The organism is Hydrogenophaga bisanensis, assembly GCF_042665135.1.
In the GTDB taxonomy this organism is placed as follows: Bacteria; Pseudomonadota; Gammaproteobacteria; order Burkholderiales; family Burkholderiaceae_C; genus Hydrogenophaga; species Hydrogenophaga bisanensis.
The window spans coordinates 197,331-212,869 of the sequence record NZ_JBHTBX010000004.1 but is presented as its reverse complement, the minus strand read 5'-3'; the positions used below and the strand labels follow the sequence as shown (position 1 = coordinate 212,869).

Genomic DNA, 15,539 nt, shown 5'->3' with positions numbered 1-15,539 from the left:
CTCCGCGCGTCAGGCGATCGTGCGCATCGTGCACATCAGTTCGGCTTCACAGGCCACCTCGTCGCCCACGCGCGAGGTACCCTTGAACTTGAAGATGCCCGCCTTCATGCGCTCGAGCGTCACTTCCATCACGAGCTGATCGCCTGGCTCCACCGGCCGCTTGAAGCGGGCCCCGTCGATACCGGCGAAGTAGTACACCGTGTTGTCGTCAGGGGTGACTTCCAGGGTCGCAAAGGCCAGCAGCGCCGCCGACTGGGCCATGGCTTCGAGCATGTAGACCCCCGGAAACACCGGACGATGAGGGAAGTGGCCGTTGAACTGCGGCTCGTTGATGGTCACATTCTTCAGGGCAACGATGCGTTTGCCCTTCTCCACCTCCAGCACCCGATCCACCAGCAGGATGGGATAGCGGTGCGGCAGTTGCTTGAGGATCTGGTGGATGTCCATCATGACTCGGTCTTCTTGTGTTGGGCTTGTGCAATGGCCTGCTCGACCGCCTTCAGGCGTTCGCGCAGCCGGTTGAGCTGTTTCAGGGAAGCGGCATTCTTTTCCCACGAGGCATTGTCATCGATGGGAAACATGCCAGTGTACTGGCCCGGCTCGCGGATCGACCGCGTCACGACCGAGGCGGCAGACACATGGACCCCGTCGGCCAGACTCAGGTGACCGAGCACGACAGCGCCACCGCCGACGGTGCATCCCGCGCCGATCTCGGCACTGCCCGCCACGCCCACACAACCGGCCATGGCGGTGTTCGCGCCGATCCTGACGTTGTGTCCGATCTGGATGAGGTTGTCGAGTTTGACTCCATCACCGATCACGGTGTCATCCAGGGCACCCCGGTCGACACAGGTGTTGGCACCGATCTCCACATCATGGCCGATGTGTACCGCGCCGAGCTGTTCAATCTTGACCCACCGCCCCTGATGGGGGGCAAAACCAAAACCATCGGCGCCAATCACCACACCGCTGTGCAGGATGCAGCGCTCACCGATCGAGCAGCCAGCGGCGACTGTGACCCTCGGGGCCAGGCGGGTCTGCGAACCGATCCGGACATCGCGTCCGAGGACGCAGTGCGCTCCAATGACAGCGCCATCGCCGACCTCGACGTTGGCCTCGATCACCGCGTAGGGTCCGACAAATACACCCACTCCCAGCCGGGCAGACGGATCAATCACCGCGCTCGGATGCACAACGGCAAGCGCTTCGGGCTCGTGAAGCCTGCGCCACCATTGCGTCAGCCGAGCGAAATAGTGATACGGATCGTCGGCGACGATGCAGGCGCCTCGCCCGGCGGCCGCCTGAGCCAGCGGATGGCCGACGATCAGGGCACCCGCCCGGGTGCTGTGCACTTGGGAGAGATACCTGACGTGGGCCACAAACGCCAGATCACCCTCTGCCGCCGTCGCCAGCGGAGCAAGACGATGAACGGGCGTCGACGGATCGCCTGTCAGCTGCCCACCCAGGGCATCAACGATGGCGCCCAAGGTTGTGGACAAGGCGACTCCGGTTTACTTGGCGTTGTTCAAAGCCTCGATCACCTTGTCGGTGATATCGAGCTTCGGATTGATGTAGGCAGCTTCCTGTACGATCAGGTCGTACTTCTCGTTCTCCGCAACCTGCTTGAGCACGCGGTTGACCTTCTCGAGCACCTGCTGCAGACCCTCATTGCGACGCAGTGACAGGTCTTCCTGGAACTCGCGCTGCTTGCGCTGGAGCTCGCGGTCCTGATCCACGAGTTGGCGCTGGCGGGACACACGCTGGCTTTCCGGCAGCGTCGGCGCTTCACGCTCGAGCTTTTCCGATGCCGACTTGACCTGTGCGGCCAGGGTCTGCAGCTCCTTCTCGCGCTTGGAGAACTCCTGCTCCAGCTTGGCCGTGGCGGCTTTGGCGGGCGTCGAGTCGCGCAGGATACGGTCGACATTCACGGCACCGATCTTCGCGCCTTGTGCGGCAGCGCCGGTTGCCATCAGGGCGGCCAGCGCCAGGACGGCGGCGGGCTTGACCCAGGATTGCAAGGACATCTTCATCAAAACGAGGTTCCGATCTGAAACTGGAATTTCTGGATTTTATCCCCGTCGAACTTTCGTATCGGGGTGGCGTAAGCAAAACGAAGGGGACCGATCGGCGAGATCCAGCTGATGCCCACACCGGCAGAGGCGCGGAGCTTGGAGAATTCAAAAGAATCGTTCTCGCCGTACACATTGCCGGCATCCGTGAAGAAGAACCAGCGCAGGGTGCGGTCGTTGCCCGCACCAGGGAAGGGGGCGATGAACTCGGCGTTGAAGACGAGATTCTTCGCGCCACCGACACTCACGCGCTCGCCCGTGGTGGACCCCAGGACGGCGGAGGTCGGGCCCAGGGTGCCCTGCTCGAAACCGCGCACGGAACCCAAACCACCACCATAGAAGTTGCGCAGGACCGGGAAGTCCTTGCCGCCCAGGCCTTTACCCAAGCCAACTTCGGTGTTGAAGGCGAAGGTGTACTGCTTGGTCAGGGGAATGTACTGCTGGAACTGGTAGCTCAGCTTGGCATACCGGCGTTCGCTGCTGAGGCCGAACTCGGTGTTGAACCGCTGATACCGGCCCTCGGTCGGCACCAGGGCGCTGTCGCGCTCATCGCGCGACCAGCCAATGGTTGCCGGCAGGTAGGTGCCCCCCTGGTCCAGGTAAGCCTCAGGCAGCTCGTTGCCTTCCACCACCGTCACGCGCTCGGCGCCAATACCGAAATACACGGTGTCCCGCTCGGTGAATGGCACACCAAACCGGATGCCGATGCCTGGCTTCTTGATCTCGTAGTCACCGCCCTGTGCGTCGTACGGACGGGTGGTCTTGTAGTAGAGGTCGAAGGTGCGCGACACACCGTCCTGCGTGAAGTAGGGATCGGTGGTGCTCAGCACGAACTGCTTGTTGAAGTCGCTCGTGTTCACATCCAGACCCAGGTAGTTGCCGGTACCGAACACGTTCTCGACGTTGATGCTCGCGATGAAGGACAGCTTGTCCGCCTGCGAGTAACCGGCACCGATGGACAGGTTGCCGGTGGGCCGCTCGGCCACCGTGACCGTCAGATCGACCTGATCATTGGTGCCCGGCACCGGTTCGGTGTCGATGCCCACCTGCGTGAAGAAACCCAGGCGGTCGATCCGGTCACGTGACAGGCGGATGCGGTCGCTGTCGTACCAGGCGGACTCGAACTGGCGGAACTCGCGGCGGATGACTTCGTCCCGCGTGCGGTTGTTCCCCACCACGTTGATCCGGCGGACATAGACGCGACGAGCCGGCTGGGCGCGCAAGGTGAAGGCCACCTGGTTGTTGACGCGGTCGATGGAGGGCACCGCTTCCACTTGCGCGAATGCATAGCCGAAGGAGCCAAAATAATCCGTAAAACGCTTGACCGTCGTGGACACGTCCTCGGCGTTGTAGGCCTCGCCCGCCCGGATGGCAATCTGGGACTTGAACTCTTCTTCCTTGCCGAGGTACTCACCTTCGAGCGCCACAGAAGACACCACGAAGCGGTTGCCCTCGGTGATGTTGATGGTGACCGACATCTCCTGCTTGTCCGGCGAGATCGCCACCTGGGTGGAGTCGATCTTGAATTCGAGATATCCGCGGGTGAGGTAGTACGAACGCAGGGTCTCCAGGTCGGCGTTGAGCTTCGCCCGGGAGTAGCGGTCGGACTTGGTGTACCAGCTGAGCCAGCCGCCGGTGTCCAGATCGAACAGGCCACGCAGGGTGCTTTCCGGGAAGGCCTGGTTGCCCACGATGCGGATGTCGCGGATCTTGGCGACATCGCCCTCGGTGACACTGAAGTTGAGGCTGACGCGGTTGCGGTCCGTGGGAGTGACCGTGGTCACCACCTGCGCGGCGTACATGCTGCGGTTGATGTACTGCCGCTTGAGCTCCTGCTCGGCGCGATCGGCCAGGGCCTTGTCGAACGGTCGACCTTCGGTCAGGCCCACATCGCGAAGCGCCTTCTTGAGCACTTCCTCGTCAAATTCCTTGATGCCGGAAAAACTCAGGTCGGCCACGGTGGGGCGCTCTTCGACCAGAATCACCAGCACATCGTCGGTCACCTGCAGTCGGACATCACTGAACAGGCCCAGGCCGAACAGGGAACGGATGGCCGCCGCGCCCTTGTCGTCGTTGTACTGATCACCAATACGAAACGGCAATGAAGCGAAGACCGTACCGGGTTCGACCCGCTGCAGGCCCTCCACCCGGATATCGCGCAAGGTGAACGGATTCACGGCCCAGGCGGGCAAGGCGGCCAGCAGACTGGCAGCCAAGGTAGACAGGGTCAGGCCGCGCAGCCCTTTTTTGATTGTTTTCATGGATCAGGTGTGGTCAGCCCGCCAATCGGGCCACGTCGTTGAACAGGGCGACAGCCATGAGCGCCATCAGAATGGCGACGCCTCCGCGCTGAAGGCGATCGAGCCAGACGTCAGAGACTGCTCGTCCGGTCAAACCCTCCCAAAGATAATACATCAGGTGTCCACCATCGAGGACCGGCAGCGGCAGAAGGTTCAGCACCCCCAGACTGACGCTGATCAGCGCCAGAAAGACCACGTACTGCGTCAGGCCCATGCTGGCCGACTTGCCGGCGTATTCGGCAATGGTCAGCGGTCCGCTGATGTTTTTGATGGACGCTTCGCCGATCAGCATCCGCCCCATCATCTTCAGGGTCAGCCAGGACACCTCCCAGGTGTGGTCCACTGCCCGGGCAAGTCCCTCCCAGGGACCATGCTGAACGGTGATCATCGCCGGCATGGCACCCACATAGGCGCCCACGCGTCCGACCCAGGTACCGTCCCGCTGCTCCGGCATGGGCGTCACTTCCAGTGTCAGGACCTGTCCGGCGCGCAGGACCTCCCAGCGCTGGCTCACGGGCTGCCCTTCCGTGCCGACCGACTCCCGAATCAGCTGGCGCAACTGCTGCCCGTCGGAAATACGCTGTCCGTTGACCTGACGCACGATATCGCCCGGCTGGAGTCCGGCCCGTGAAGCGGCGCCGTCGGCCATGACCTGCCCAATCTCGGGAGCGCTCCAGGGCGCAACGATGCCGATGCGCTGATACATCGTCGCGTCCGCCTCCTTCACATCCAGGCCAGACAAGGGAAGACGCACCTGCCGGGGCACGCCTTGTTCGGGCCGCCCGAGCGACAGCACGATATCCTCACCGTCCAGAGCGGCCTGGGTCAGGCGCCAGCGCAGATCTTCGAAGGAGCGGACCTCCACATCGACGCCCTCGCCGGCGGAAATCCGGCCGACCCACTCTCCGCCAGTCAGACCGGCCCGCTCTGCCATCGAGCCAGCCACCGGCTTGGCCAGCACCGGCTCCGGCTCCTGAACGCCCCACCAGTTGACCAGCGCGTACAGCAGGACAGCAAGCGCCAGGTTGGCCAGCGGCCCAGCCGCCACAATGGCCGCCCTGGAACGCAAAGGCTGGGTATTGAAAGCAAGATGCCTTTCCGCAGCATCGACTGGCGCTTCACGCTCATCGAGCATGCGCACATACCCGCCCAGGGGCAAAGCACCAATGACGAACTCGGTCGGACTGCCCGGACGACGCCAGGTGAACAGCGGCTTGCCGAAACCGATCGAGAACCGCAGCACCTTGACCCCGCAGGCCAGGGCCATGCGGTAATGGCCATACTCGTGAATGGCGATGAGCAGGCCCAGGGCCACCACAAATGCAATCACTGTCGTCATGCGATTTCGCTCCAGAGGATCCGTCGACGATGCACGGGATACGCCGGACGCATCCCGTTCAGACCGCGATCCTGCCCATCAATGCCCGCGCACGCTGACGTGCTTCTGCGTCGATGGCCAGCAGATCGTCCAGCCCTGCGGGCTTGGAGGGCAAATAGTCCTCCAGAGTTGCACGGTTGACCCGATGGATCTGGTCAAAACGCAGCTGGCCATCCAGAAAAGCCTGGACCGCCACTTCATTGGCGGCATTGAGCACAGCCGTGCTGCCCGGAGTGCCCGCCATGGCCTCCCACGCGAGCTTCAAGCCCGGGAAGCGATGCTCATCCGCCTGCTCGAAGGTCAGGGCCGACAGCGCCGTGAAATCCAGGGGCGCCGCGCCCGAGGCCATGCGCTCCGGCCAGGAGAGGCCGTAGGCGATGGGCACGCGCATGTCCGGTGTCCCCAGTTGTGCCACCACGGATCGGTCGTGGAACTGGACCATGGAATGAATGACGCTCTGGGGGTGGATCACCACTTCGATGCGCTCGGGGGGCATGCGGAACAGGTAGTGCGCCTCGATCACTTCGAGAGCCTTGTTCATCATCGTGGCCGAATCCACCGATATCTTGCGGCCCATCACCCAGTTCGGGTGCGCACACGCCTGATCGGGTGTCACGCTGGACAGGGTGGATGGGTCGCGCGCGCGGAACGGCCCCCCGGAGGCGGTGAGAACAATCTTCTCGACGCGGCGTGACCACGTCGCCGGATCATCGGGCAAGGACTGAAAAATGGCCGAATGCTCACTGTCGATCGGCAGGAGGGTACCGCCCCCGTGACGGACGGTCTCCATGAACAGGTCACCGCCAACCACCAGCGCTTCCTTGTTGGCGAGCAGGAGCCGCTTGCCCGCCTTGGCCGCCGCCAGTGCGGGAGCCAGCCCGGCTGCGCCCACAATGGCAGCCATGACCACATCGACATCCTGATCGCTGGCGATCTCGCAGATGGCCTGCGCCCCGCTGGCCACGTCGATGACCAGTCCGGCCGCACCAAGCCTCTCGCGCAGCTGAGCGGCGGCCTGCTCATCGGCCATCACGGCTCGCCGGGGCTTGAACCGCAGGCACTGCTCCACCATCAGATCGACCTGCCTGGCAGCGGACAGGGCATGGACCTCGAATCGGTCCGGATGCTGACCCACCACATCCAGGGTGTTGGTACCAATGGAGCCTGTCGAGCCCAGGACAGAAATGCGCAGTCGACGATCGGTCATGGCAATTGGGTGAACATGAGGGCCACAGGAAGAACCGGCAGCAGCGCATCCACGCGGTCAAGCACGCCCCCGTGCCCCGGCAGCAGGCCGCTGGAGTCCTTGACGCCGGCACTGCGTTTGACCAGCGATTCGATCAGGTCACCGATCACGCTCATGGCCGTCAGGGAGATCACCGCCAACGCCAGCCAGATCCAGCCATGCGCAAGCATGAGTCCGAAAATGCTGACGGAGTCGTCCTGACGCAATCCGTCGTACCAGATCCAGAATGCCGCCAGGCCACACACGCCGGCAAAGCCACTGTAGGCTCCTTCCCAGCTCTTGGCCGGACTGATGGTCGGTGCCAGCTTGCGACGCCCCCAGGTCTTGCCTCCGAAGTAGGCCGCAATGTCAGCCATCCAGACCAGTGTCAGGACGGACAACAGGTAGACCAGACCCATCTTGCGGGCCTCGACGAGGGCCAGCCACGCTGCCGCCAGAAGCAGGCACCCGCCCGCCAGGCGCAAGCCGGCGGGCCACATGCCCCACTGGGAGACACCCCGGGTCAGCAAGGTCACGGCAATGAGGGCCCAGACGCCACTGGTCACCATCCAGATGACCCACTGCACCTGATCCAGCACCGAAAACCACCAGAGAAGGCCCATGAGACCACCCAGACCCATGCCCACCGCCACCGACCAAGAGTCCTGAATGCCATTGAGCCGGCACCACTCCCAACCCGCGGCCGCGATCATCACCAGCGTGAGCAGGGCAAAGAACTCGATGCGGGAATGAAACAGGGCTGGCAGGAGAACAGCCAGCATGATCAAGGCCGTGATGATGCGCTGCTTAAGCATGCACAGAGGCCGTGGCGCCGACCACCTGCTCGGACGTTTTGCCAAACCGGCGCTCACGACGGGCGTAGTCGTTGAGCGCGCTATCGAGTTCGACCTCATCGAAATCGGGCCAGAGGCAACCAGTGAAATAGAACTCGGTGTACGCGCTCTGCCACAGCAGGAAGTTGCTGATCCGCATCTCCCCGCCAGTGCGGATCAGCAGGTCCGGATCGGGCACATGCGCCAGAGACAGTGCGGTGGACAGGCTTTCCTCGGTGATATCCTGCCCCTGCTGGGCGAGGCGCCGGGCCGCCTGGACGATGTCCCAGCGGCCGCCGTAGTTGAAACACACGTTGAGGATCATCCGGGTGTTGTCGGCGGTGGCACGTTCTGCTCGTGCCAGCCCTTGGGCCACGCGCTCCGACAGACCCTCGCGTTCGCCCGCAAAACACACCCGGATGCCGTTCTTGCTGAGCTTGGGCACTTCCCTGCTGAGCGCCATGGCCAGCAACTGCATGAGCCCCGACACCTCTTCCGGCGGACGATTCCAGTTCTCCGACGAGAATGCGAACACCGTCAGCACCGAGATGCCGCGGTCAAGGCAGGCCTGAACCACACGGCGCAAGGCGTCCACGCCTTGTTTGTGGCCGGCCACGCGCGGCAGATGACGTTGTTTGGCCCAGCGACCATTGCCGTCCATGACGATGGCCACATGATGAGGCACCCGGGAAAAACCGGGTGGCGAGGAAAGATGCTCAGACATTGAGGATGGGTGGATGGACTGCAGGCCGTCTGACGGTCAAACCGCCATGATGTCCTGTTCCTTGGAAGCCACCACCCTGTCGATCTCGGCAATCATGCGATCGGTGAGCTTCTGGATATCTTCCTGGGCACGACGGTCATCATCCTCGGACACCAGCTTGTCCTTGAGCAGCCGCTTGACGTGCTCGTTGGCATCCCGGCGCAGGTTGCGCACCGCCACCTTGGCATTCTCGCCTTCACCGCGAACCACCTTCGTCAGTTCCTTGCGTCGCTCCTCGGTCATCGGCGGCATGGGAACGCGGATCAGGTCACCCTGGCTGGCCGGGTTGAGTCCGAGGTCGGATTCACGGATGGCTTTCTCAATCTTGGCCCCCATGCCTTTTTCCCAGGGAGCCACGCCAATCGTGCGCGCATCCAGCAGAGAAAGGTTCGCCACCTGCGACAAGGGCAGCATCGAACCGTAGTACTCGACATGCACCGTGTCCAGCAACTGCGGGTTGGCACGCCCGGTACGCACCTTGGACAAGCTGGTCTTGAGCGCCTCGATGGACTGCTGCATCTTGTGTTCAGCGTTCTTTCGGATTTCTGGGATGCTGCTCATGAATGCTCCTGTACTTGCTGTGGGTTGGACCTGCGAGGCAGGCCGCATCAGACGTGAACCAGGGTGCCTTCGTCCCCGCCGAGCACGACGTTTCGAAGGGCACCCGGCTTGAAAATGGAGAAGACCTTGACCGGCAGCTTCTGGTCGCGGCACAGCGCGAAGGCCGTGGCGTCCATCACCTGCAGGTTCTTGACCATGGCCTCATCGAAGGAAATGGCCGAGTATCGGGTGGCCGACGGATCCTTTTTCGGATCGGCGGTGTAGACCCCGTCCACCTTCGTGGCCTTCAGGACGATTTCGGCACCGATTTCCGCCCCCCGGAGCGCAGCCGCCGTGTCGGTGGTGAAGAAAGGATTGCCGGTCCCTGCGGCAAACACCACCACCTTGCCCTCCTCGAGGTACTGCAATGCCTTGGGCCTGACGTAGGGTTCCACCACCTGCTCGATGGCGATAGCGGACATGACACGCGCCACGACACCCGCTTTCTCCAGGGCGTCTGCCAGGGCCAGAGAGTTCATCACCGTCGCCAGCATGCCCATGTAGTCGGCGGTGGCACGGTCCATGCCGACGGAGCCGCCTGCGACTCCCCGGAAGATGTTGCCGCCTCCGATCACGATCGCCACCTCGACACCCAGGCGCGTCACCTCGGCAATCTCCTCCACCATGCGCACGATGGTGGCACGGTTGATGCCGAAGGCATCGTCGCCCATGAGGGCTTCACCAGACAGTTTGAGGAGAATCCGTTTGTAGGCGGGCATGGGCAGGGTCCTGAAAGGGCGCGTGGGGATGGGCGGCTCAACTCTCAAGTGTACTCAGCCGCCAGGGTCTTCGGTGCCGGGATCCCGATCGACCTGAGCCATGTTGGCGGCTGCACACAAGACAACGGGCCTTCCGGCCCGTTGTCTGACTGGGTTCGGCTGGCACCAGGCCAGCGCGGTGTCAGGCGCCTTGGGCGGCAGCCACCTGGGCAGCCACTTCGGCGGCAAAGTCATCGACCTTCTTCTCGATGCCCTCGCCGACCACGTACAGGGTGAAGCCCTTGACGGTGGTGTTGGCGGACTTGAGGTACTGGCCCACGGTCTGCTTGCCATCGGCCGCCTTCACGAAGACCTGATCGAGCAGCGAGACCTCCTTGAGGTACTTCTGGACGGAGCCTTCCACCATCTTGGCCACGATGTCGGCGGGCTTGCCGGACTCAGCAGCCTTCTGCTCAGCCACCGAACGCTCCTTGGCGATCAGATCGGCCGGCACGTCGGCGGAAGACAGGGCCACCGGCTTCATGGCGGCAATGTGCATGGCGGTATCCTTGGCCGCCACGGCATCACCGTCGAATTCGACCATCACGCCAATGCGGGTGCCGTGCAGGTAGGACACGAGCTGCGAACCGCCGCTGTAGCGCTTGAAGCGGCGGAAAGACATGTTTTCGCCGATCTTGCCGATAAGACCCTTGCGCACCTCTTCCAGGGTCGGGCCGAAGCTGTCCTGGCTGTGGGCCAGACCACCCAGGGCGTCGACATCGGCCGGGTTGTTCTTGGCAGCCAGTTCTGCGGCCGCCTGGGCCATGGCCAGGAAGCTGTCGTTCTTGGTGACGAAGTCGGTTTCGCAGTTGACTTCGACCAGAGCACCGGTGTTGCCTTCAATGAAGCAGGCGACCACGCCTTCGGCGGTCACACGGGATGCGGCCTTGCCGGCCTTGGTACCCAGCTTGACGCGCAGGATTTCCTCGGCCTTGGCCATGTCGCCGTTGGCTTCGGTCAGTGCCTTCTTGCACTCCATCATGGGAGCATCGGTTTTGGCGCGCAGATCGGCGACCATGCTTGCGGTAATTGCCATCTTGTTTCTCCGGTTGCCCGCCGGGAATCTGCCCGGCTGAAGCGGTTGGTGATGAGGTGAAACGGCCTGCAAAAAAGGGGCTTCTAGAGCCCCTTTGGCGGCCCGAGAAAAGGATCAGGCGGAAGCTTCGTCGACCTCGACGAACTCGTCGCCACCTTCGGCTGCGGCCGACTTGACCACGTCCGCCACAGCATTGGCACGGCCTTCCAGGACGGCATCGGCCAGACCGCGGGCATACAGAGCCACGGCGCGGGCAGAGTCGTCGTTACCGGGAATCACGTAGTCGATGCCGACCGGCGAATGGTTGGTATCGACCACACCCACCAGCGGAATACCCAGCTTCTGGGCTTCGGCCACGGCGATCTTGTGGAAACCGACGTCGATCACGACGATGGCGTCCGGCAGAGCGGTCATGTCCTGGATGCCACCGATGTCCTTCTCCAGCTTTTCCATTTCGCGGGAGAACATCAGCTGCTCTTTCTTGCTCATGCTATCCAGACCAGCTTCCTTCTGGGCCTGCATGTCCTTGAGGCGCTTGATGGAGGTCTTGACCGTCTTGAAGTTGGTCAGCATGCCGCCGAGCCAACGCTGATCAACGAAAGGCATGCCGGCACGACGGGCCTCGGCGGCCACCGTCTCGCGCGAGGTGCGCTTGGTGCCGACAAACAGGATGGTGCCGCGGTTGGCAGCCAGCTGGCGCACGAAGTTTTGAGCCTCTTCGAACATCGGCAACGTCTTTTCGAGGTTGACGATGTGAATCTTGTTACGGGAACCGAAGATGAAGGGAGCCATCTTGGGGTTCCAGAAGCGGGTCTGGTGACCGAAGTGGACACCGGCTTCCAGCATTTCGCGCATGGAGATCGACATGGGAGTTCTTTCCAGAGGTTGGGACTAAAATCCAGCCCCGATCGATTGCACCATCTTGTGTGATGGGTGCAAGTGACACCCGGACGGGCTGGTTTGCGATTGACCTTGCGCCAGGAGCAAACGAATGTTCAGCCCATCAGACGCAAAGCCCGTCGATTATAGCACTGGCGATACGCGCCACCAATCCTTCCCCAGATGCACTCCCCTGCGCCAAGCCCCTGCCAGATGTTGCCCTCCTCTTCCTGGCGAGGCATTCAATGAGAATCGCTGTCGTTGGTGCCGGCGTGACCGGACTGGCCACCGCGCTGGAGTTGGCCGCCAGCGGACACCAGATCACCGTGTTTGATCGCCGGCAAACCGTGGCAGAGGAAGCCAGCTACGGGGGAACCGGTCTGAATGCACATGGCTTGCCTTGGCCATCGGGCAGGGGTTCCTCTGTACAGGCATGGGGGGTGTCACCGGGCGCTCACCCGCTGACTCGACTGTTCAGCCGGCATCCCCTTCAGCCGCCGGAGCAACTGGCCCAACTGGCGCGGATGCAGCGGGATCTGATGGCCCTGGGTGCGGACAGCATGGTCAGCAGGTTCTCTGCCACCTCGGTGGATCCCGACTCGTCCAAAGACCTGCTGGTGCTCTGGAAGGATGACAAGGCGCACGAACGAGCGCGTCCCACCCTGGACGCACTGGCCGATGCCGGCCTGCCACTGGCAGGCCTTGAGCCAGCGCAAATCCACAAACTGGAACCCGGCCTGAACCCGGACACCCCCCTGGCACGGGCGGCTCGCGTGCCAGAGGTGACCGTGGCAACCCCCCGACAGGTCTGCATGAACTGGCGCCAACAGGCGCTGGCCACGGGCGTGCGCTTTGCCATGGGGCACACCGTCCGGACGCTTCAGCCAGGCACCCCGGTGCGGGTGGGCTGGCAGACGGTCGACCAACGTCAGGGCGAGGAGATCTTCGACGCCGCAGTCCTTTGCGGCGGCGGGGCTGGCCTGGCGCTGCCCAGATCACTCGGACTGAAGTCGGGGATCTCACTGATGCGTGGCAGGACCGTCGTCGCCGCGTTGCGCGACCCGCTCCTGGCCCCCAGGGCAGCGATTCTGGATGCCGAACGACAGGTTCTGATCGTCCAGCATGGGCAGCGCCTGCGTGTGGCAGGAGGCTTTGGTCCCGCCAGGGCGCAGGAAGGACCCAGCCCTGCAAATGCCTGGCATCCGCTCTTCCAGACACTGGATGACTGGTTCCCGGGTGTCGCCGACGTGCGAGCCCGACAGGGCACGGTGCAAACCTGGGAAGGTGTGGTGGCCGTCAGCCGTGACGGTCGACCGATGATCGGGGCTACGTCGATGCCGGGTATCTGGATGAACATGGGGCACGGAACACAAGGCTGGGCCCTGGCCCCTGGCAGCGCACGCCTGCTCGAAGAGTTGCTGTCTGGCAAGACTCCTTCTCTGGACCCGAAGCTTTGCGCGGTGGAACGCTGACCCACCGGGTAACCGGGTGCGCAGACGAAAACGTATCATGGCGACTGCCATGCCGAACCTTCGCCAGATGCACCTGCTGCCGGATCCGGAACCCCACCCGCTGTATGGCGTGGCGGCCACGCGGGAGATCGAGTCCGCACTGAGCCAGACGCTGCCCCCGCACGAGCTGATGGCCCGCGCGGGACTCTCCCTGGCACAACTGACCCTGGCGCTGCACCCCCACGCCCGGACCGTGTGGGTGGCCTGTGGCCCGGGAAACAATGGCGGAGACGCCCTGATTGCCGCCTGCCATCTGGCACAGTGGCGCCAGCACAGCGGTGCAGGGCCCGCCGTGGTCATCACCCGTTGCCCGGGCGAGCAGACCCCGCCCGACACACGCTGGGCTCTGGGCAAGGTGCAGGACGCCGGCCTGCCCATCCACGAGGTTCCGCCCGACGAGTGGGATGTCGCGATCGACGGGCTGCTGGGCCTCGGGGTGCGAAGGGCTCCGACCGGACTGCTGGCGACGCATTGGGCGGCCCTTTTTGGTGCCGACCGTCCCGTGCTCTGCGTGGACCTGCCTTCTGGCCTTGATGCAGACACCGGACATTGGTGGAGGCCCGATGGGGTATCGCTGAGGCCCTCGAAAGCATCGAGAAACACACTCACCATGCTGACCGCCAAGCCGGGCCTGTTCACCGCCGACGGACGCGACGCCGCCGGCAGTGTCTGGCTGGCTCCCCTGTGTCAGGATTGGCCATCACCCCTGGCGCAGGACGCCACGCTGGGTGCCCACGACAGCCCCGCGACCGTGCGGCCGCACGCCTCGCACAAAGGTAGTCAGGGCGATGTGGTGGTGATCGGCGGACAAGGGATGCGGGGAACCGGCGTCGGCATGACCGGCGCGGGCGTGCTGGCGGCGCGGACCGCCCTGCTCTCGGGGGCCGGGCGTGTCTTTCTCGGACTGCTGGGCGACGCCGAGAGCAACCCCGGGTGGGATCCCGTGCAACCCGAGGTCATGCTGCGTGCGCCCGAAAAGCTCATCACCCGATCCGTGCTCGATGCGGCCGTCACGGTCTGTGGGTGCGGCGGCGGCGATGCTGTCATCCCGTGGCTGCCACAGATCTTGGACCAGGCCAGGCGCCTGGTGCTCGATGCCGATGCGCTGAATGCACTGGCTGGCGACAACGACGGTATCGTCCAACTGAACGCCCGGGCATCGAAAGGCTGGATCACGGTGCTGACACCGCACCCCCTGGAAGCGGCAAGGATGCTGGGCTGCAGCAGCGCAGACATCCAGAGGGACCGGTTGGCAGCTGCCCGGCGCCTGGCCGCCATCACCGGCTGCATCTGCGTCCTCAAAGGGTCCGGAACGATCGTGGCGGCGCAAGACAGGACACCCGTCATCAACCCGTCCGGCAACCCTTCGCTGGCGACCGCGGGGACTGGCGACGTGCTGGCAGGTCTGATAGGAAGCTACCTGGCGCAGCCGCACCAGGAGGGGGAAATGCCCTTCGACGTGGTGGCGCGTGCCGTGATGCAACACGGCCTGGCGGCTGACCGGATGGTCGCCCGGAAGTCAGCCTGCCCGATCACCGCAGGTGCTCTGGCGCAGGCACTCGGTCATCACTGACCGGCACCGCATCAGGCCAGCAACATCAACCCGACCTGAAGCAGCACGATCAGAAACAGCACGGACAGGTCCACGCCGCCAATCTGGGGCACGAACCGGCGGATGGGCCGCACGATCGGATCACACAGGCGGTGCAGCGTGGACATCAGCGGCGATTGGGGCTGCACCCAGGACATCACCGCGTAGACCAGCAGGATGACCATCAAGCCCTGCAAGGCGACCCTGGCCAGAAGCCTCAGGCCGACCACGACGATCGCCAGCATGGATGTCAGCGGCGAGGCTTCGGCGGGCACCGAAGACACGGCGAGTCCCAACCAGAGTCCTCCATAGGCAAACGCCAGCAACACAGCCGACATGAGGCTGCCCCAGTCGACGCGACCCTGTGCCATCGGTTTCGGCAGCACCCGGCGAACCGGCTGCACCAGCCAGTCGGTGATGGCCATGACAAACCGTCCGGGTTGCGCGGCCATATGGATACGCAGATGGTTCATCCAGGCGCGCAAGAGGGCGGCGCCGATCAGCAGGAAGAAAACCGTTTCGAGCAGGAAGAACAGGATTTGCATGGACAGGCGATGGTGAGTCACGACCCCGCAGGCCGAGGCAGGCGACAGTGT

The 15,539-nt window shown here is 63.9% G+C and carries 15 protein-coding genes; 2 read left to right on the top strand and 13 right to left on the bottom strand.

All coding sequences use genetic code 11. The features are described from left to right. Window positions 1-9: 9 nt before the first annotated feature. From fabZ to rpsB, 12 genes are all read right to left on the bottom strand, one after another. On the bottom strand, window positions 10-450 hold the full coding sequence (fabZ, locus tag ACFQNJ_RS07990) for a 3-hydroxyacyl-ACP dehydratase FabZ (RefSeq protein WP_374640485.1): 441 nt from the start codon (window positions 448-450) through the stop codon (window positions 10-12). Continuing rightward, complete coding sequence (gene lpxD, locus ACFQNJ_RS07985; RefSeq protein WP_382255802.1) at window positions 447-1,499, bottom strand: UDP-3-O-(3-hydroxymyristoyl)glucosamine N-acyltransferase; 1,053 nt, start codon at window positions 1,497-1,499, stop codon at window positions 447-449. The genes fabZ and lpxD overlap by 4 nt, the downstream gene beginning before the upstream one ends. Window positions 1,500-1,511: 12 nt before the next feature. Then, window positions 1,512-1,970, bottom strand: a complete 459-nt coding sequence (locus ACFQNJ_RS07980; RefSeq protein WP_374640542.1) for an OmpH/Skp family outer membrane protein — start codon at window positions 1,968-1,970, stop codon at window positions 1,512-1,514. A gap of 59 nt (window positions 1,971-2,029) precedes the next feature. Beyond that, entirely contained in the window at window positions 2,030-4,330 is a 2,301-nt protein-coding gene (bamA, locus tag ACFQNJ_RS07975) for an outer membrane protein assembly factor BamA (RefSeq protein WP_374640483.1), read from the bottom strand. Between the two features lie 13 nt (window positions 4,331-4,343). Beyond that, complete coding sequence (gene rseP / locus ACFQNJ_RS07970) at window positions 4,344-5,708, bottom strand: RIP metalloprotease RseP (protein ID WP_382255799.1); 1,365 nt, start codon at window positions 5,706-5,708, stop codon at window positions 4,344-4,346. Between the two features lie 58 nt (window positions 5,709-5,766). Further along, window positions 5,767-6,954, bottom strand: coding sequence for a 1-deoxy-D-xylulose-5-phosphate reductoisomerase (ispC, locus tag ACFQNJ_RS07965; RefSeq protein WP_374640481.1), 1,188 nt, complete (start codon window positions 6,952-6,954; stop codon window positions 5,767-5,769). After that, the gene (locus tag ACFQNJ_RS07960) at window positions 6,951-7,787 is read right to left on the bottom strand and encodes a phosphatidate cytidylyltransferase (protein ID WP_382255796.1); all 837 of its coding nucleotides are present in this window, start codon (window positions 7,785-7,787) and stop codon (window positions 6,951-6,953) included. The genes ispC and ACFQNJ_RS07960 overlap by 4 nt, the downstream gene beginning before the upstream one ends. Continuing rightward, window positions 7,780-8,529 (bottom strand): polyprenyl diphosphate synthase, encoded by a 750-nt coding sequence (gene uppS / locus ACFQNJ_RS07955; RefSeq protein ID WP_382255793.1) that lies wholly within the window; start codon window positions 8,527-8,529, stop codon window positions 7,780-7,782. Before uppS ends, ACFQNJ_RS07960 begins: the two co-directional genes overlap by 8 nt. A 36-nt stretch (window positions 8,530-8,565) precedes the next feature. Beyond that, window positions 8,566-9,129, bottom strand: a complete 564-nt coding sequence (frr, locus tag ACFQNJ_RS07950) for a ribosome recycling factor (RefSeq protein WP_374640477.1) — start codon at window positions 9,127-9,129, stop codon at window positions 8,566-8,568. A 47-nt stretch (window positions 9,130-9,176) separates the two neighbouring features. Continuing rightward, window positions 9,177-9,887: a UMP kinase gene (gene pyrH / locus ACFQNJ_RS07945; protein ID WP_374640476.1), complete on the bottom strand. Its 711-nt coding sequence runs from the start codon at window positions 9,885-9,887 to the stop codon at window positions 9,177-9,179. 181 nt (window positions 9,888-10,068) lie between these two features. Beyond that, complete coding sequence (tsf, locus tag ACFQNJ_RS07940) at window positions 10,069-10,962, bottom strand: translation elongation factor Ts (protein WP_374640475.1); 894 nt, start codon at window positions 10,960-10,962, stop codon at window positions 10,069-10,071. Window positions 10,963-11,076: 114 nt separating this feature from the next. Further along, window positions 11,077-11,829 (bottom strand): 30S ribosomal protein S2, encoded by a 753-nt coding sequence (gene rpsB, locus ACFQNJ_RS07935; protein ID WP_382255789.1) that lies wholly within the window; start codon window positions 11,827-11,829, stop codon window positions 11,077-11,079. Window positions 11,830-12,086: 257 nt separating this feature from the next. Here rpsB and ACFQNJ_RS07930 point away from each other — a divergent pair, with 257 nt between their 5' ends. Further along, the gene (locus tag ACFQNJ_RS07930) at window positions 12,087-13,313 is read left to right on the top strand and encodes an NAD(P)/FAD-dependent oxidoreductase (RefSeq protein WP_382255786.1); all 1,227 of its coding nucleotides are present in this window, start codon (window positions 12,087-12,089) and stop codon (window positions 13,311-13,313) included. 49 nt (window positions 13,314-13,362) lie between these two features. Continuing rightward, complete coding sequence (locus tag ACFQNJ_RS07925; protein WP_382255783.1) at window positions 13,363-14,925, top strand: NAD(P)H-hydrate dehydratase; 1,563 nt, start codon at window positions 13,363-13,365, stop codon at window positions 14,923-14,925. Between the two features lie 11 nt (window positions 14,926-14,936). On the opposite strand, the gene ACFQNJ_RS07920 is transcribed toward ACFQNJ_RS07925, so the two are convergent. Further along, the gene (locus tag ACFQNJ_RS07920; protein WP_382255780.1) at window positions 14,937-15,488 is read right to left on the bottom strand and encodes a YggT family protein; all 552 of its coding nucleotides are present in this window, start codon (window positions 15,486-15,488) and stop codon (window positions 14,937-14,939) included. Between the last annotated feature and the right edge of the window lie 51 nt (window positions 15,489-15,539).